Origin of the sequence: Actinoplanes sp. OR16 (assembly GCF_004001265.1) — a bacterium.
Classification (GTDB): domain Bacteria; phylum Actinomycetota; class Actinomycetes; order Mycobacteriales; family Micromonosporaceae; genus Actinoplanes.
Map to the genome: position 1 here is coordinate 4911221 of NZ_AP019371.1, position 16581 is coordinate 4927801.

At 70.1% G+C, this 16581-nt stretch carries 14 protein-coding genes; 9 read left to right on the forward strand and 5 right to left on the reverse strand.

The window, feature by feature from the left end; genetic code table 11:
* Window positions 1-115: 115 nt before the first annotated feature.
* Genes EP757_RS22545 through EP757_RS22555 form a run of 3 tightly spaced genes read left to right on the forward strand, consistent with a single transcriptional unit; the run spans window position 116 to window position 1959 of the window.
* The gene (locus EP757_RS22545) at window positions 116-496 is read left to right on the forward strand and encodes a DUF1622 domain-containing protein (protein ID WP_127549047.1); all 381 of its coding nucleotides are present in this window, start codon (window positions 116-118) and stop codon (window positions 494-496) included.
* A gap of 27 nt (window positions 497-523) precedes the next feature.
* Window positions 524-703, forward strand: coding sequence for a hypothetical protein (locus EP757_RS22550; RefSeq protein WP_127549049.1), 180 nt, complete (start codon window positions 524-526; stop codon window positions 701-703).
* The gene (locus EP757_RS22555) at window positions 700-1959 is read left to right on the forward strand and encodes a TerC family protein (RefSeq protein ID WP_127549051.1); all 1260 of its coding nucleotides are present in this window, start codon (window positions 700-702) and stop codon (window positions 1957-1959) included. Before EP757_RS22550 ends, EP757_RS22555 begins: the two co-directional genes overlap by 4 nt.
* Before the next feature lie 61 nt (window positions 1960-2020).
* Here the strand turns inward: EP757_RS22555 and EP757_RS22560 are convergent, their stop codons facing one another.
* The gene (locus EP757_RS22560) at window positions 2021-3247 is read right to left on the reverse strand and encodes an NAD(P)/FAD-dependent oxidoreductase (RefSeq protein ID WP_127549053.1); all 1227 of its coding nucleotides are present in this window, start codon (window positions 3245-3247) and stop codon (window positions 2021-2023) included.
* Window positions 3248-3385: 138 nt separating this feature from the next.
* Here EP757_RS22560 and EP757_RS22565 point away from each other — a divergent pair, with 138 nt between their 5' ends.
* Window positions 3386-4024, forward strand: a complete 639-nt coding sequence (locus EP757_RS22565) for a TetR/AcrR family transcriptional regulator (RefSeq protein WP_127554391.1) — start codon at window positions 3386-3388, stop codon at window positions 4022-4024.
* A gap of 9 nt (window positions 4025-4033) precedes the next feature.
* On the opposite strand, the gene EP757_RS22570 is transcribed toward EP757_RS22565, so the two are convergent.
* The gene (locus tag EP757_RS22570; RefSeq protein ID WP_127549055.1) at window positions 4034-4969 is read right to left on the reverse strand and encodes a PrsW family glutamic-type intramembrane protease; all 936 of its coding nucleotides are present in this window, start codon (window positions 4967-4969) and stop codon (window positions 4034-4036) included.
* A gap of 185 nt (window positions 4970-5154) precedes the next feature.
* Here EP757_RS22570 and EP757_RS22575 point away from each other — a divergent pair, with 185 nt between their 5' ends.
* The 3 genes from EP757_RS22575 (at window position 5155) to ftsH (ending at window position 8771) form a co-directional block, all read left to right on the forward strand.
* A complete protein-coding gene (locus EP757_RS22575; protein ID WP_127549057.1) occupies window positions 5155-5511 on the forward strand; it encodes a VOC family protein in 357 nt (118 codons plus the stop codon).
* A gap of 152 nt (window positions 5512-5663) precedes the next feature.
* Window positions 5664-6791: a DUF3500 domain-containing protein gene (locus EP757_RS22580; RefSeq protein WP_127549058.1), complete on the forward strand. Its 1128-nt coding sequence runs from the start codon at window positions 5664-5666 to the stop codon at window positions 6789-6791.
* A gap of 198 nt (window positions 6792-6989) precedes the next feature.
* A complete protein-coding gene (gene ftsH, locus EP757_RS22585) occupies window positions 6990-8771 on the forward strand; it encodes an ATP-dependent zinc metalloprotease FtsH (protein WP_232049947.1) in 1782 nt (593 codons plus the stop codon).
* 13 nt (window positions 8772-8784) lie between these two features.
* Here ftsH and EP757_RS22590 read toward each other — a convergent pair whose 3' ends face one another.
* The 3 genes from EP757_RS22590 to EP757_RS42875 all read right to left on the reverse strand — a co-directional run bounded on the left by EP757_RS22590 (window position 8785) and on the right by EP757_RS42875 (window position 12517).
* On the reverse strand, window positions 8785-10452 hold the full coding sequence (locus EP757_RS22590; RefSeq protein ID WP_127549062.1) for an ATP-binding protein: 1668 nt from the start codon (window positions 10450-10452) through the stop codon (window positions 8785-8787).
* Window positions 10453-10775: 323 nt separating this feature from the next.
* Window positions 10776-11951: a PrsW family intramembrane metalloprotease gene (locus EP757_RS22595; RefSeq protein ID WP_160165846.1), complete on the reverse strand. Its 1176-nt coding sequence runs from the start codon at window positions 11949-11951 to the stop codon at window positions 10776-10778.
* Entirely contained in the window at window positions 11948-12517 is a 570-nt protein-coding gene (locus tag EP757_RS42875) for a hypothetical protein (RefSeq protein WP_160165847.1), read from the reverse strand. The genes EP757_RS22595 and EP757_RS42875 overlap by 4 nt, the downstream gene beginning before the upstream one ends.
* 345 nt (window positions 12518-12862) lie before the next feature.
* Here EP757_RS42875 and EP757_RS22600 point away from each other — a divergent pair, with 345 nt between their 5' ends.
* Complete coding sequence (locus EP757_RS22600) at window positions 12863-14152, forward strand: cation:proton antiporter (RefSeq protein ID WP_127549066.1); 1290 nt, start codon at window positions 12863-12865, stop codon at window positions 14150-14152.
* On the forward strand, window positions 14149-16581 hold the full coding sequence (locus EP757_RS22605) for a non-ribosomal peptide synthetase (protein ID WP_127549068.1): 2433 nt from the start codon (window positions 14149-14151) through the stop codon (window positions 16579-16581). Before EP757_RS22600 ends, EP757_RS22605 begins: the two co-directional genes overlap by 4 nt.

Sequence of the window (16581 nt, forward strand, 5' to 3'; positions counted from 1 at the left end):
TGGGTAGCGGTCGGACGGGAGAGCAGTCCCTGCACGGCCGCGACCCTTCGATATCGAGGCCATCGTGGCCGGGGATCGAAGGACGGGCGGTTTCGGGGTGCGGTTTGATGACGTCATGGAGTGGGTGGTCACCGGGTTCGAGGTCACCGGTGCGGCCATCCTGACGGTCGGCTCGCTGGTGGCGCTCGTGTCGGCGGCGGTGTCGCTGCGTGGCGGGGACCCGCGGGCCGCCTACAAGCGAGCCCGGCAGGACGTCGGCCGGGTCATCCTGCTGGGCCTCGAGATCCTGATCATCGCCGACATCGTCCTGACCATCACGGTCGAGCGCACCCTGCAGAGCACCCTGACCCTCGGTGTCCTCGTGCTGGTCCGGACGTTCCTCAGCTTCTCGCTGGAGATCGAGTTGGAGGGTTCCCTGCCGTGGCGCCGCGGCTCGGCGAGCAGGACGCCGTCGGAGAGGCCGGACAGCGAGCCTACCGACACCGATCTTCGCTGACGAGATCATGTCGGCACAATCAATCCCATGATCGTACGCATCACGCCGCTCGCCGATCCGGCCGGAAGCTCGCCCGGAAACCGTCTGGCCTGGCTGGCGACCGGTGCCGGCGGCTACCCGCTCGGCACCGCCTTCCTGCGCGTGCCGGCCTCCGGCGCCGCGCTATGTTTTCCGACCGTCCAACGGCTTTCGAGGAACTGCGCATGAGCGTGTCCGGTGGCGTCTGGCTGCTGACAGTAATAGGGATCGTCGGCCTGCTGCTGTTCGACTACTTCTTCCACGTACGCCGCACGCACGTCCCGTCACTGGGCGAGGCCGCGCGCTGGTCGGCGGTCTACATCGGCATCGCCGTGGCGTTCGGGTTCGGGGTGCTCGCGTTCGGCGGTGGCACGGCCGGCGCCGAGTACTTCGCCGGTTATGTCACCGAGAAGGCGCTGTCGGTCGACAACCTGTTCGTGTTCCTGCTGCTGCTCGGCAGTTTCAAGGTGCCCCGCGCCGACCAGCAGAAGGTGCTGCTGTTCGGGATCACGTTCTCGCTGATCGTACGGACCGGTTTCATCTTCCTGGGCGCTGCGCTGATCAACTCGTTCGCGTGGGTGTTCTACCTGTTCGGCCTGATCCTGCTGATCACCGCGGGCAATCTGCTGCGGGAGCAGCACGACGACGACCGGCCGCCGAACAACATCGTCATCCGGGTGGCGCGGCGGGTCCTGCGCACCTCGGAGGAGTACGACGGCGACAAGCTCGTCACCCACGTCGACGGCCGCCGGATGCTGACGCCGATGCTGCTCGTCATGGTCGCGATCGGCGGCACCGACATCCTGTTCGCCCTCGATTCGATCCCGGCGATCTTCGGCCTCACCCAGAACACCTACCTGGTCTTCACCGCGACCGCGTTCTCGCTGCTCGGCCTGCGGCAGCTCTACTTCCTGATCGACGGCCTGCTGGACCGGCTGGTCTACCTGTCCTACGGTCTCGCCGCGATCCTCGCGCTGATCGGGGTCAAGCTGATCCTGCACGCCCTGCACGAGAACAACGTGCCGTTCATCAACAACGGCCAGCACATCGACGCCGCCGAGATCTCCACCGGCCTGTCGCTGTCGCTGATCGTCGGCATCCTGCTGGTGACGGTGCTGTTCTCGCTGCTGAGCCCGCGCGGCCGGGCGCAGACGTACGTGCGCGCGGCCCGGCGGCACGCCACCGAGTACCTCGACGTCGAGACCGACCCGGCGTACTGCGACGAGATCTACCACCGCCTCCTCGTGGAGGAGGACCACATCCGGAAGCTGCCGGAGAAGCACCGTGCCGTGATCCGCTCCGAGCGGGATCTGATGGACCTGCTGCGGCGGGCCCACGAGCTGCACGAGCAGCGCGTGGCGTCCGGACGCTGCTTCGTCCCGGTTCCGTCGGCCCACGATCGCAGCGGGCAGTCGGAATCCGTCACGACGGCCCGCCCGCAATAGGCGTCAGCAGGTCCGGCGCGACCGGGCGGGGCCGGTCACCCTTGCCGGCGACACGACCCTCTCAGGTGGTGCGCGCGGCGAACTGTGCCTCGGCCTCGTCGATTGCGGCGATCTGCGCGACGATCTCGCCGGGTGAGGACTCGCCGACGACTTTCTGGAGTAGCGGGGTGTGGTCGAGGATCGCGTCGCGCACCGGTCGCAGCGGCGCCGGCGCGTGGTGGAAGAGTTTGCCGAGCATCCACGCCTGCTGCACCTGCCGGGTGGTGTGCGGCTTGCGCGGATTCTCGTACGCCCGCAGCGCGGCCTGCACCGCCTGGTGGTCGGACAGGTCGACGCCGCCGAGCCGGCGGCCGAGGAAGTAGCCGTCCTCGGTGGCCATGCCCGCGCCGTACGCGGCGTACGGGCTGGTGGGATGCGCCGCGTCACCGACCAGGGTGGCGCGGCCCTTCGACCATTGCGCCAGCGGCTCGCGGTCGCGCAGGACCCAGCGCTGCACGTGCGCGGGATCGGTCGCCGCGATGAGATCCGGTAGCGGCGCCGGGAATCCGTCGGCCAGCGCGGCGGCGGCCGGGTGCAGCTCGCTGGGGGCGGGCCGGCCGGGGTCGTGGGCGCAGAGCATCCACCACTGGTAGCCGTCGCGGCCCTTGCTGCGGATCGAGGTCCAGCTGCCCTGCACGGTCCGGCTGTGGGTGAGCACCGCCAGCGCGCGGTCGGCGCCGGGGACGTCGGCGAAGGTGTAGCCGCCGAAGATGTGCAGCCGGTGCTCCCGTTTCGGCGAGTCGCCCCACAGGGTGCGGCGTACCAGGGAGTCGATGCCGTCCGCGCCGACCAGGACGTCGACCTGCTCGACGTGACCGTCGGCCAGGTGCAGCCGCACCCCGGTCTCGTCCTGGTCGAAGCTCTGCACCGTGCGGTTGACCCGGAGCACGCCGGGTGGCAGGGCGGCGAGCAGCCGTTCATAGAGGTCGGGGCGCAGCAGTCCGATGAAGCCGCCGCCGTAGTCACGTACCACGTCGTCGGGCAGGTTGACCCGGACCCGGACCTTGCCGGCCGGCGACCGGAACTCGGTGCGGCAGGGTGCGCCGAGGTCGGTCGTGTCGACGCCCATGAGGGCGAGCGCCTTGATGGGCGGCGGCCACAGGTTGAGGATGTTGCCCGCCGGCCGAGCCTGGGGGTAGCGCTCGAGCAGCATCACCTCATGTCCTGCTTGATGGAGGGAGAGGGCGGCGGCCATGCCGGCGGGGCCGGCTCCGATGACGGCGACACGTCCACGGCGGGTGGGGCTCATGGGGGCTCCTGACAACCGAGCGAAACCGTAGTCGGAACTACGGTTTGGTTTCTGAAGGATGTGCTCCAGGTCATCGCCGTGTCAAGACGTGAATACGAGGTCCACCGCGCCATCGGGCAGGATGGGCCGGTGGCACCGATGGCATTCGAGGGCGACGCGCTGGAGATCCGGCCGCCGCTGCAGCAACGCAGCCGCGAGGCGTGGGAACGCATCCTGGACGCGGGCGTCACCCTGCTCGAAGAGGGCGGCTACGAGGCCTTCACGATCGCAGCGGTCTGCGAACGCGCGCAGGTCGTCCCCCGAGCCGTCTACGCCCGGGTCAACACCAAGGAAGGGCTGTTCCTCGCCACGTACGAGCACGGCATCGCCCGATTCCTCGCCGAGCACGAGGTCTTCACCGACGCGCGTCGCTGGGCCGGTCTGAGCCCGGAACAACTCATCCACGCGGCGGTGCGGGCCCTGGTGGGCATCAACACGCGCTACGCCGCCTTCCTGCGAGCGATCGTGCTGATCTCCGGCGTCCACCCGGAGGTCTACCGCCGCGGCGCCGGATACAGCCGCCGACTCGGCGAAGCGTTCACCGGGCTGCTGCTCACCGTGCGCGGCGACATCGACCACCTCGATCCGGAAGCGGCAGTCTGGGCGGCCTTCGACATGGCCTTCTCCACCCTCATCCTGCGCATCACCTACGGCCCGGCCTTCGCCACCCCTCCCACCGACGACGACACCTTCGCCGGCATGCTCGCCGACATGCTCGGCCGGTCCCTGCTGCGCTGACCACGCCGATCACGGCAGTGGCGGCGTCCGATGCCTGCCCCGTCGCCAGCTGAGGATGACCCAGACCAGGCCGATGACGGAAAGGACGATCTGGGTGGTGCTGTAGAACCCTTGGAAGATCAGCAGCTCTTCACGTGTCGGCGTGAGCTCCCAGTAGTGGTCATCCGGCCAGTCCGCCACCCACCCGTTGCCGGTGAGGCCCTGGGTGAGCCAGATGGCCCAGCCGTAGCACGCGTCCCAGATCCCATGAAGGGTGACGACCCCGAGCAGTGTCCACCACACCCGCGCGGTGAGGCGGAAGCCGCCGTTACGGGGCGCTGCGGCAGCGAAGAGCGCGCCACCGAGCAGCGCCGTCCAGGTCAGGTGGCCGAACGGCGCGAGCATGGCGCGGGACAGCTCGACCTGCAGGATGTTCAGCTCGGGATGGTCGTCGGTGTGCTGGACGTACGTCCAGAATGCGTAGCCCGCGCTCTCGAAGGCGGCGAAACCGGCGCCGACCACGGCTCCCAGGACCATGCCGCCGTGCACGGTGCGTTCGCGGAGTCCCCAGGCGACCGCGACGAGCACGGCGCCCTTGGAGAGCTCCTCGATCAGGCCGACGCCGAAGAACCCGGCGGCGTTGCCCACCGGCCCCGACCCGGTCGGCAGCAGGTAGATCTCCGTGACCGCGGAGACGAGGACACCCACCGTCCCGGCGATGAGGAATCCTTTGAGGACGACGCTGAAACCCAGGCGGCTGTCGTCCAGGCGGCCGAGCGCGAACGTCACCACCGTCACCGGGATCAGGAAGCTGCCGACCAGGAACAGCGTCGGCGTGAGGATCGCGTCGTCGGTGATCGCGGTGACACCGGCCGCCAGCAGCCAGACGAACAGTCCGGCTACGAGGACGGTGAACCACGCGCGCTTGCCGACGACGACGGATTGCTCGACGGGTGGGGCAGACATGCAGGGGACAGTGGCAGGGGGGTGGCCCCGGCGGCATCCTCCTCCGCGGATGACCTCGTTCCTCGCAGCGAGCGGGGAATCCTCACGGCGGGGCTCAGGGGTCACCTCGCCGGGAACGACTGATGCAGGATGTCACTCATGGCGGCGCAGAATACGACCCGACCGCATGAGGAAGGACAAAGACCATGGCAGTAGCGCGATACGCCGGGTTCTCGCTCGACACCGACGACCCGCAGGCCCTCGCCGAGTTCTATCGCCGGCTGTTCGACACCGAGTTCGCGTACACGAGCGAGGAGTTCGTGTATCTCAAGGAGCCGAGTATCGGCTTCGTGAAGGTCGACGAGTACGTGCCGCCGACCTGGCCTTCGCCGGACGTGCCGAAGCAGGCCCACCTGGAACTCGGCGTCGACGACCTGGACGCCGGTGAGGCGGCCGTCATCGAGCTCGGCGCGACGAAGGCGGACGTCCAGCCGCAGCCGGACCGCTGGCGGGTCATGCTCGACCCGGCCGGCCACCCGTTCTGCATCTCCGTGATGTCGTAGGACCTCAGGCGGCTCGGCGCAAACGGTTGATCGGCAGGCCGTTCGCGCCGAGCAGGTCGCCCATGATGCCGGCGAAGTGCACCAGATGCGCCGCCGACGCCCCGCTGGCGTCGCCGCGTGATCCAGACCACCTGCCGTACTAGATTGACCTCATGGGAGATTCGCCGCGCCGGCAGGTCGCCGCCACGATGGCCGAGGCCGCGCAGGCCTGGCTGGAGCTGCTCACCGACCAGCAGCGGGAGATCGCCCGAGGGATGCCACCGGCCGGCGACGCGAGCGACAACGAGCGGCGGCGCTGGTTCTACACGCCGACCGATCACGGCGGGCTGACGTTTCATCAGCAGGGGCCGGCACAGCAGCGGGCGGCGATGCGGCTGCTGTCGACCGGGTTGTCCCGGGCCGGGTACGTCACGGTGGCGACCACGATCGGCCTGGAGAACATCCTCGATCACACCGAGGGGTTCACCGCCCGGTTCGACCGGGAGCGTGGCCGCGATCCGGGCCTCTACTACTTGCGGGTCTTCGGTGAGCCCGGCGGTGACGGACTGTGGGGCTGGCGGTTCGGTGGTCACCACGTGTCACTGAACAACCTGGTGGCCGACGGGGAGCTGATCTCCACGACGCCGTGCTTCATGGGGGCCGACCCGGCCTCCTCGGAGTTGCTCGGCGGCGCGGTCAGCCGCCCTCTGGGCCGAGTCGAGGATCTTGCGCGCGACCTGATCGGAACCCTGCCCGGGAAAGCGATCCTCTCACCGAAAGCGCCCTCCGACTTCGTGACCGCGAACCGCACCCTGCTCTCCGACGGCGACCGGGTCATCCCCCTGGTCGGGATCTGGCGCGACGACCGTTTCCCCGACCCGGTCGAGCAGGCGAGACTGCAGGCGGCCAGCGACCGGATCGACGCGGCGGCGGCGTACACGGACGCCGATCATCAGGCTCTGGAGTACACCGACCGGCCGAAAGGGATCGCCGGCGCCGCGATGGACGACCAGCAGCGGGACCTGCTGCGGGCGCTGCTCGGCACCTACTTCGGGCGGGTGCCGGACGCCGTGTCACCGCTGGCCGGTTACGACGACGCCGCCCTCGACGCCGTGCACTTCGCCTGGGCCGGCTCGACCGAGCCGGGAGCGCCGCACTACTACCGCGTGCAGGGCCCGCGCCTGTTGATCGAGTGGGACAACACGCAGCGCAACGCCAACCACGCTCACTCGGTGTGGCGCGATCCCGCTAACGATTTCGGCCTCGATGTGCTGGCCGAGCATCGGCAACGACACCACTGAGCGCGGACTCACCCCTCATACAGCTCGTGTCGCTGGTCACCGGAGCGGCGATCGCGGTCCTCCTGCGGGTAATCGCCTCCTCGGCGGCAGCGTTCCTCCCCCTTTTCCGGTGGCGGTCGCGGTTGTGCAGATTCGGACATGGACGCGACAAGGGGCATCCCGGTGAAACAACGAGGATCTAAGACGTGGGTACGCCGGATGGCGCCCGTGCTGATCGGCTACGCGATCGTTTTCGGCGTCCTGACCATTCAGGATCATGCGAACGAACCGCCGACCGTGGCGTACACCGAGTTTCAGACCCAGGTGCGGGCGCACAACGTCAAGGAGGTGTTCTCGACCGGCGACTCGATCGAGGGGCAGCTCAAGACGGCGGTGACGCTGCCCGGCGGCGGCAAGGGGGAGACGTACGAGAAGTTCACGACGGAGCGGCCCGAGTTCGCCGAGGACGACCTGCTCGCCCAGCTCGAAGCGGGTGGCGCGACCGTCCGGGCCACGCCGGTCGTCCAGCAGCGCGGCACGCTGCTCAACCTGCTCATCTCGTTCGGCCCGATCCTGCTGCTGGTCGGCTTCTACTGGTGGATGCTCAAGAACCAGCGCGGCGGCGGCAGCCTGCTGGGCAAGCGCAAGGAGAGCCGCGTCGCGCCCGGAACGGTCCGCACCACGTTCGCCGACGTCGCCGGGATCGACGAGGTCAAGGACGAGATCAGCGAGATCGTCGACTTCCTCAAGGACCCGGCGAAGTACCGGCGGATCGGCGCCCGCGCGCCGCGCGGCGTGCTGCTCGCCGGCTCACCCGGCACCGGCAAGACTCTGCTGGCCCGGGCCACCGCGGGTGAGGCCGGGGTGCCGTTCTTCTCGGCTAGCGCGGCCGAGTTCATCGAGGTCGTCGTGGGTGTCGGCGCCAGCCGGGTCCGTGACCTGTTCACCGAGGCCCGCAAGGTGGCGCCGGCGATCGTGTTCATCGACGAGATCGACGCGATCGGCCGGTCCCGCAGCGGCGGCGGCTTCGGCGGCAACGATGAACGGGAGCAGACACTCAACCAGATCCTGACCGAGATGGACGGTTTCACCGCTGAGGAGGGCGTCATCGTCATGGCCGCGACGAACCGGCCCGACGTCCTGGATCAGGCGCTGCTGCGTCCGGGGCGCTTCGATCGTACGATCACCGTCTCGCCTCCCGACCAGCGCGGCCGCCTCGCGATTCTGCGCGTGCACACGAGGCACGTCCCGCTGGCCGACGACGTGAACCTGGAACGGCTCTCCCGCACGACGCCCGGGATGACCGGCGCCGACCTGGCGAACCTGGTGAACGAGGGAGCGCTGGTCGCGGCCCGCCGCGGCGCCGACACGGTGACCGCTCTCGATCTGGCGAACGCCCTGGAGAAGGTGCAGCTCGGTGCGGCCCGCAACGTGGTGATGCCGGAGGCGGAGAAGCGGCGCACGGCGTACCACGAAAGCGGCCACGCCCTGCTCGGCATGCTGCAGCCGGGCGCCGACCCGGTCCGTAAGGTCACCATCATCCCGCGCGGCCGGGCGCTCGGCGTCACCCTGTCCACCCCGGACACCGACCGGTACGGCTACGACGAGGACTACCTGCGCGGGCGCATCATCGGCGCGCTCGGCGGAATGGCCGCCGAAGAGGTCGTCTTCGGCCTGGTGACGACCGGCGCGGAGAGCGACCTGGAGACGGCCACGAACCTGGCCCGCAACATGGTGGGCCGCTGGGGCATGTCGGCGAAGGTCGGCCCGGTCTCGGTGCTGCCGCCGGAGGGCGACCCGCGCGCCACCGGCGTCTCCGAGCAGCTGCTCGACACCGTCGACGAGGAGATCCGCCGCATCGTCGAGGAGTGCTACGTCTCGGCGGTCACCCTGCTGCGTGAGCACCACGATCAGCTGGAGTCGCTGACCGAGCGGCTGCTGGAGCGCGAGACCTTGGACGAGACGGAGGCGTACGCGGCAGCCGGCTTCACCCGCGTCTGAGGCCGGCCGGCGCTCAGCCGGAATCCGCTCTGGCCGGCTTCACTTCGGGTGCCGGTGACGCCGGGGATCGGCTCGGTGCGGCGGGCAGGCTCAGCATGAACCGGCTGCCGTGGGGGACGGCGTCCTCGTACCAGACCTGGCCGTGGTTCGCCTCGGCGAGCAGCCTCGACAGGTACAACCCGAAACCCGCGCCGGTCCTCGCCCCGGTCTGATCGGCCTGGGTGAAGCGATCGAACAGGCGCTCGACGAAGTCGGGTGGTACCCCGTTGCCCTCGTCGGTGACGGCGAACAGGACCTGGTCGGCGGTGCCGTCGAGGGCCGCTGACACGTGGATGTCGCCGGGGCTGTACTTCACCGCGTTCGTGATGAAGTTGGTCAGCACCTCGTGGGTGTGCACCGGGTCGGCCCACACCACCGCGCCGGGTGGGACCGAATCGACGCTGACCCGGGCACGGGCCTGCTTGGTCAGGTTGTCGGTGACCCGGGCCAGCGCCTGCCCGACCGGCAGGGCGACGGGCTGGGTATGGATCTCGCCGGGCTCGCATCGGCAGAGTGCGAGCAGGTGCGCGGCCATGTCGAGCAGTTGATTGACTCGGGCGCCGAGCGCCCCGACGGCAGCGCGCCGCTCGTCGTCGCTGGTGGTGGCCCACTCCTGCGTCAATTCCTCGGAGTACGCCGAGATCACTGCCAAGGGCTGGTTGATCTCATGGGTGAGTGTGGCGATGATGTCGCTCTTCCAGGCTCCGGCCGCCTCCAGATCCCGGTTGGCGGCGGCCAGGTGGTCGGCCCGGCGGCGCAGTTCGCGATGTGCCCGGTCGAGATCGTCGTGGGCTGCCGAAAGCCTGCGGTAGAGCCCGGCGGTCTCGGCGAGCAGAGCCAGCAGCACCACTCCCGAGGAGATGAGCAGAGTGACCCGTGCCGTGTAGTAGCCCAGTGTGTAGCGGTGTGGTGCTGCCAGGAACAGGATCCCGGTCGCGCAGGACGCGCTGATCGCCACCACCACCCACTGTTCCACCGGTGGCCGGCGGGACACACTCCTGATCACCACCAGCAGGCTGACCGCCGCCGCCAGCAGCACGGCGGTCACCACCCAGCGGTTGGCCTGAGTCGGTGTGGCGCCCTGATATATCCGGGGCAGCCGGCCCGCCGCGCCGAAGACGACGGCCGCCACCACGGCGACCAGGGCGACCATCGCGGCGGCCGCTACGGCAGCCGTCGTTCGCCGCCGGGTCCGGGTGAACGCGACCACCCGTGCCGGTAACGCGGCGACCACATGCTGCTGTGCCGCGACCAGGATCGGGAAACCACCGAGGATGAGCAGGAAGAGCCACGGCCCGCAGACCTCGGCCCAGTACGAGTCGCCGCCCGATCGCTGAATCCCGGTGAAGGTGACGGCATAGGGGACCATCATCAGCGTCGAGTAGAGGTACGCCGACGCCAGGCCCAGTGTCGCCAGCCGGCCACCGGCCAGGAACTGCTGAATCAGCAGGTGGGCGGTCAGCAGATCGGCCGCGACCATGAGGACGAAGAAGGCGTTGATCAGGTTCGGGTGCACGGCCAGGCGGGTGCCGGCCATCGGCACCACGGTCACCGTGACGGCGATGATCGCGATCGCGTAGACCCACAGGCTCCGGCGTGCCGAGCCTTCGTCCGGCCGTCCCTCGATGCTCCCGGGGTTCACGGTCACCACCCCCAGCGACCCTCAATGTCACCGTCACATTACCGTGCGTAATCGCAGGTGCGCCGGAATTCCCGGTGAACCCACGAGGAGCTCGGCCGGCGCGACGATATCGAGGCGTCGACGCGCGCAGTGGCGACCCGGGGGAGGCCATCCGGCTGCTGTACCGCTACTACCCCGGCGCACGTCCCCCTTGCCGACCGGACCCTGCTCGGCGCGCCGGCGAATCCCGCGGCGAAGAAGTGGCTGGAGGAGCACGACGACTGATCCGGCCTCGATCGTCGCGTGAGGAACTCGCGGTGTGAGTCGTGTGTGCGCTTGATGTGTCAGTTCGTGGCGCCGGCGTGAGCAGCCGTCGAGGTGGTGCTGCCGGTGACCTCGCGGTAGCGGTCTTTCATGATCCGTACGTCGAGTTCGTCGAGTTCGGTGCGTGGGCTGCGCCCGTACTGGCCGTATTGCATGACCAGGGTGAGTTGCCGATGTTGCAGCTCGCGGTACATCCGGCCGGCCTTGCGGCCGTGTTCCTTCGTGGCCTGCCGGCGCAGCTGGCGGCGCAGCCGCAGCGACGCCAGGGCACGCCGTTCCTCTGCGGTGATCACGTCGTCGCTGACGTAGGCGTCGGCGATCGCGGTGAGGTGGCTTGCCTCCTCCTTGCCGGCCAGCCGCCACAGCAGCGCGCCGAGCAGCAGCAGCGGCAGGCCACGCAGCGGCAGTTCGAAGATGCTCGACGCGGGCAGCAGCGGGGAGTTCCAGAAGAAGTGGAAGGCATAGCCCAGCAGGAAGCAGCCGACCGCGACCAGGAGCCGGACGGCGAACGGCTTGTTGCGGCGGGTGACGAAGTAGCCGACGCCCAGCGCGGTGATCGAGGTGAACAGGGCGTGGCTCCACAGGCCGCTGGCCAGGCCCCGGGCCAGCAGCATCTGGAGGACCGGAACGATCTCGTGGGGCCCGGGGTAGGCGAGCGCGACGTTGAGCGTGTAGTCGAAATCCTCGATGACCTGGAATCCGAGGCCGACCACGGCGCCGATGCTGACCGCCGCGAGCAGGGTGCGGAACTGGGTGCGCGCGATCAGGACGAGCAGGATGACGCCGAGGACCTTCAGCAATTCCTCCGTGGTGGGTCCGGCGATCGCGGCACCCCACTCGTTGGCGAAGTCGGTGCCGGCGGTCTTGGCCAGGATCGACAGCAGCGCGTGGTTCGCGGCGCGGGCGAGGTAGGTGGCGGCGAAGCCGCCCCAGGCGAAGGCGAGCACGAAGCCCAGTGCCGGATGCTGGGTGAACAGGTCAAGGAAGCGGTGGAAGAACCAGAGCGGGACGGCCGCGTACAGGCTCCACACCAGCAGTGCCACGAAGATGGTCGTCGGCACGACCTGGATGCCGTCGTACACCTCGGTCGCGAACGAGAAGATCCCGTTGACCAGCAGGAGCACGAAGAGCCAGAACGCTGCGCGGCGGGGCTGGTAGAAGCCGTCCACGCCGATCGGATACCGGGAGTCGGTCACGGCTTCGCCTCCGTACGGATGCTGTCGAGCATGTCCTGGAAGTCCGGCAGGGCTTGCTGGAAGACCTCGATCGGCGCGTGTCCATAGACGACGATCGCCCGGTCGGCCTGCTCGTCGACGGAGATCCAGCCACGACCCTGCGACTGATCGATCAGGTAGGAGAAGGTGGTGCCCTCCAGCCCACCGGGGATGCTGAACGAGGTGTCGTCGCCCAGCAGGCGCGCCTTGCTGAACGCCTCATCGAGGCTCTTCTGGCGGCGCACCTCGTCCGCCAGGGTGCCGTCCCAGTCCGACACGGTCACGTTGAATCCCGCGCCGGCGTCGACCACCGAGACCGACGTTTCGGTCGCGTCGGTGACATCGACATACCAGCCCCGCTTGGCGGCGAACACGACATCCGATCCGACACGGATCTGCCCGTTCGCCGGAACCGGATCCAGGTCCGGTGCCGTCTCGTCGTCGATGACGACCAGCGTGCCCACATAGGCGATGATCACCGCCAGGACGATGAGCGCCCCGGGCCACGTTCGGTACGGCTCACGCCGCGGCAGTGCTATCTCAGTCATCGATCAACAACCCCCCGTGATCAAATGTCGCGACCATAGTCGCTTGATCCCGTGAAGCCGACAAGCGTAGAGATCGTCCAAGTGACGCGCGGCACGGCGAAAAGGACGTTGGTGAGAGCCCACCGGGTGGGCCTCGTCCACGCGCACCCGCGGAGGCGGCCGAGCCGGAGAGCCGTCCTATCGAGCCGCCATCGTCCGCCGGGGCGACCGGCGCGTGCGGGTCGGGCGCCGTGGAAAAGGCGCCGATAGCGATGGCCGCCAGAGTCGGCAGCAGGTGACTGATGCCGATGGAGGTGGCGTGATGCTCGACTACGAGGCCAGCCGGTTCGCAGCGGAGCCCGAGCGGTGAGCGCCCATCAGGCGACCATGCTCCTGGCCGGCCTGGCGCTCATCATCACGGCGGCGCGATTGCTCGGCTCGCTCGTGCAGCGCCTGGGCCAGCCGCGGGTGGTCGGCGAGATCCTGGCCGGCGTGCTGCTCGGGCCGACGGTGCTGGGAACGGGTCTGTCGGCGGCGCTGCTGCCCGGCGACGTGCGGCCCTACCTGGCCGGCCTGGCCGCGATCGGCCTGGTGCTGTTCATGTTCCTGATCGGACTCGAGCTGGACCACCGGGTGGTGGCCTCGGTCGGGCGCAAGACGGTGAGCGTCACGGTCGGGTCCATCGTGGTGCCGTTCGTGCTCGGCGGGCTGCTGGCGTTCCACCTGGCAGACCGGCACGCCGTGACGCATCCGGCGGTCTTCGCCCTGTTCGTCGCGCTGGCCATGTCGGTCACCGCGTTCCCGGTGCTGGCCCGCATCCTCACCGACCGCGGCCTGAACCGGACACGGCTGGGCTGCCTCGCGTTGACCTGCGCGGCGCTGGACGACGTGATCGCCTGGACCCTGCTCGCCGTCACCGTGGCGGTGGCCGGGACGGGCGGCTCCGGCGTCTGGCGGGCCGCCCTGCTCGTGCCGTACGCGCTGCTCATGATGTACCTGGTGCGGCCCCTGCTGCAGCGCCGGCTCGCCGGCCGCGACGCGTCGCGGGTCGACACGCTGCTCATCGTCGCCGGCATGCTGCTGTCTGCGGGGCTCACCGAGTGGATGGGCCTGCACTACATCTTCGGCGCCTTCCTCTACGGCGTCATCATGCCCCGGGGTACGAAGGACCAGATCCGCCAGGCCGTACGCCGGCAGATCGAACCGGTCAGCGCCCTGCTGCTGCCGGTGTTCTTCGTGGTGGCCGGACTGGCGGTGGACCTGCGTGCTCTCGGCAGCGCCGGGCTGCTCGACCTGACGCTGATCCTGACGGTGGCCGTCGCCGGCAAGTTCGCCGGCGCCTTCGCCGCCGCCCGCCTGAGCGGGTTGCCCGCCCGGCCCGCCACCGCCCTGGCCTCGCTGATGAACACGCGCGGCCTCACCGAGCTGGTGATCCTCAGCGTGGGCCTGCAGCTGGGCCTGATCGGCACCGGCATGTACTCGCTCATGGTCGTGATGGCCGTGGTGACCACGTTGATGGCCGCGCCGGTGCTCTGGGCCACCGGTTACGGACGGCGTACCCAGCAGCCGCTGCCCGCGGACCTGCCGCGCGGCGCGGAGACCGACGACCTGGCCGTAGCCGCGGCAGGCGACAACCGACCGATGGAGGAGAGATGACCGAGCACGGCTCCGCGACGTTTCCCCGGTGGCGCGAACCGGGTGCCCCACCCGGCAACCGAGGTTGGCGGCTGCGGCTCCCGGCCACGCTGACCGCGGCGCTCGACAGCACCGCCGAGGCCGCCGGTGTGCCGTCCGAGGCAGTGCTGATGGCGGCCCACCTCAAGGTCTTCCGGACGGTCAAGGGCGACCGGGACGTGCTGATCCGGTGCCGCGCCGGCACCGGTGGCTGGCAGCAGTGCCGCGTGACGGTGCCCGACGGCACCTGGCGCGACCTGATGGCCCTGGCATCCGAAAGCCTGCGGGCGGCACCGGCGGACGGCCCGGCCGCCGACGTCGCAGTCGACCTGGCGGGCGTCGCCGATCCGGGCGCCGGGCGGGCAGCGCCGCCCGGCGGCACGTCACCGGTCCTCTCGCTGACCTGGACGCGCGAGGGCGACCGGCTGGTCGCCGACGGCGAGCACCGCGGCGAGCAGCTCGACGACGCGTACGTGGAACGGTTCCGGCACCATCTGGTGCGGGCACTCACCCTGCTGACCGAGCGGCCCGGCGCATCACACGACGCCTGCAGCCTGCTGTCGCCCGAGGAGGAGCTGGCCCAGCTGGAGTTGCTCACCGGGCCGGTGGTGCCGATGCCGGGGCGGTCCTTCGTGCAGCTCTTCCAGGAGCAGGTCCAGCGCCGCCCGGACGACCTGGCGGCCGCGCACGGCGACCGCCGGTGGACGTACGCCGAACTCAACGACCGGGCCAACCGGGTGTGCCGCGAGCTGCGCGCCGGTGGCCTGGACACGGCAGGCGTCGTCGGCGTGGTGATGGAACGCAACCTGGAGTGGGTGGCGGCGATCCTCGGCATCCTCAAGGCGGGCGGGGTCTACCTGCCGATGCGCCCGGAGTTCCCGGCCGAGCGGATCAGCCGGCAGCTGCGCCGCAGCGACTGCCGCGTCGTGCTCACCGAGCCGGCCAGCACGCATCGGGTGACCCCCGCGCTCGCCGCCTGCGGTCCGCTGACCCCGCGTGTCGTCCAGGTGCCCGACGCCTGTGCGGCCGGCGGCCCGGCCCCGGATCCGGACGGGGCCGTGCGCGACGACCAGGTGGCGTACATCTACTTCACCTCCGGGTCCACCGGCGAGCCCAAGGGCGCCATGATCGAGCACGCCGGGATGGTCAATCATCTGTACGCCAAGGTCACCGATTTGGAGCTGACCGCCGGGGACACGGTGGCGCAGATCGCCCCGCAGTGCTTCGACATCTCCTTCTGGCAGCTGTTCGCCCCGCTGCTGGTCGGCGGCAGCACCCGCATCGTCGACACCGAGGTGCTGCTCGACGCCGGCGCGTTCCTCGACGAGCTGACCGCGCATGACGTCCGCGTCGTGCAGGTCGTGCCGTCCTATCTCGACGTGCTGCTGGCGCACGTCGAACGGGCGCCCCGCGAGCTGCCGCGGCTGCGGTCGGTCTCGGTCACCGGCGAAGCCCTCAAGTACGACCTGGTACGGCGCTGGTTCGCGCACTACCCGGCCATTCCCCTGGTCAATGCCTACGGCGCGACCGAGGTCTCGGACGACACGATGCACGCCGTGCTCCGGGGCGTACCGGAGCGTCCGTTCGTGCCGGTCGGGCACCTGCTGCAGAACGTGCACGTGTATCTGCTCGACGACCGGCTGCGGATGGTGCCGCTCGGCTCGCCCGGCGAGATCGTCTTCTCCGGCGTCAGCGTCGGCCGCGGGTACGTCAACGACGAGGAGCGGACGGCGAAGGCCTTCGTGCCGGATCCGTACCGGCCCGGCACCCGGATGTACCGCACCGGCGACTACGGCCGCTGGCTGCCGGAGGGGACCATCGAGTATCTCGGGCGGGCCGACCAGCAGGTCAAGATCCGCGGCTTCCGGATCGAGATCGGCGAGATCGAGAACCGGTTGCTGGCCGCCGACGGGGTCCGCGACGCCGCGGTGGTCGTCGCCGGCACGTCACAGCGCGACCGGCGGCTGGTGGCGTTCTGCGTCGCCGAGCCCGGCGTCGAGACCGAGCGGCTGCGGGCCGGGCTGGCCGAAGCCGTGCCCGACTACATGGTGCCGGCCGCGTTCCATCTGCTGCCCCGGCTCCCGCTGACCGAGAACGGCAAGGTGGACAAGCTCGCCCTCGGCAAGCGGGTCGACGAGGCAGCGCGGGTCGGCGAGTCCGGGGCGACCGGCCACGCGGCGCCGAGCACGGCCGCCGAGCGGCAACTGGCCGCGGCCTGGGCGGACGTCCTGCAGTTGCCGATGGACCGGATCGGCCGCGACGACGACTTCTTCGCCCTCGGCGGCACCTCACTGGCGGCCGTGCGGCTGCTCGTCCGGCTGGACGGCGCGGTGTCGCTCGGCCAGATGACCGGTCAGCCGACCCTGCGCGGGCTGGCCGCGCTGATCGACCCGGCCGGTCAGGAGACGTGA

Excerpts from the sequence above, each read along its gene's own strand:
- EP757_RS22570 (WP_127549055.1), bottom strand. The coding sequence starts at position 4,969 with ATGTCTGCCCCACCCGTCGAGCAATCCGTCGTCGTCGGCAAGCGCGCG.
- EP757_RS42875 (WP_160165847.1), bottom strand. The coding sequence starts at position 12,517 with ATGACTGAGATAGCACTGCCGCGGCGTGAGCCGTACCGAACGTGGCCC.
- EP757_RS22560 (WP_127549053.1), bottom strand. The coding sequence starts at position 3,247 with ATGAGCCCCACCCGCCGTGGACGTGTCGCCGTCATCGGAGCCGGCCCC.
- EP757_RS22550 (WP_127549049.1), top strand. The coding sequence starts at position 524 with ATGATCGTACGCATCACGCCGCTCGCCGATCCGGCCGGAAGCTCGCCC.
- EP757_RS22575 (WP_127549057.1), top strand. The coding sequence starts at position 5,155 with ATGGCAGTAGCGCGATACGCCGGGTTCTCGCTCGACACCGACGACCCG.
- EP757_RS22565 (WP_127554391.1), top strand. The coding sequence starts at position 3,386 with ATGGCATTCGAGGGCGACGCGCTGGAGATCCGGCCGCCGCTGCAGCAA.
- ftsH (WP_232049947.1), top strand. The coding sequence starts at position 6,990 with ATGGCGCCCGTGCTGATCGGCTACGCGATCGTTTTCGGCGTCCTGACC.
- EP757_RS22605 (WP_127549068.1), top strand. The coding sequence starts at position 14,149 with ATGACCGAGCACGGCTCCGCGACGTTTCCCCGGTGGCGCGAACCGGGT.
- EP757_RS22580 (WP_127549058.1), top strand. The coding sequence starts at position 5,664 with ATGGGAGATTCGCCGCGCCGGCAGGTCGCCGCCACGATGGCCGAGGCC.
- EP757_RS22545 (WP_127549047.1), top strand. The coding sequence starts at position 116 with ATGGAGTGGGTGGTCACCGGGTTCGAGGTCACCGGTGCGGCCATCCTG.
- EP757_RS22555 (WP_127549051.1), top strand. The coding sequence starts at position 700 with ATGAGCGTGTCCGGTGGCGTCTGGCTGCTGACAGTAATAGGGATCGTC.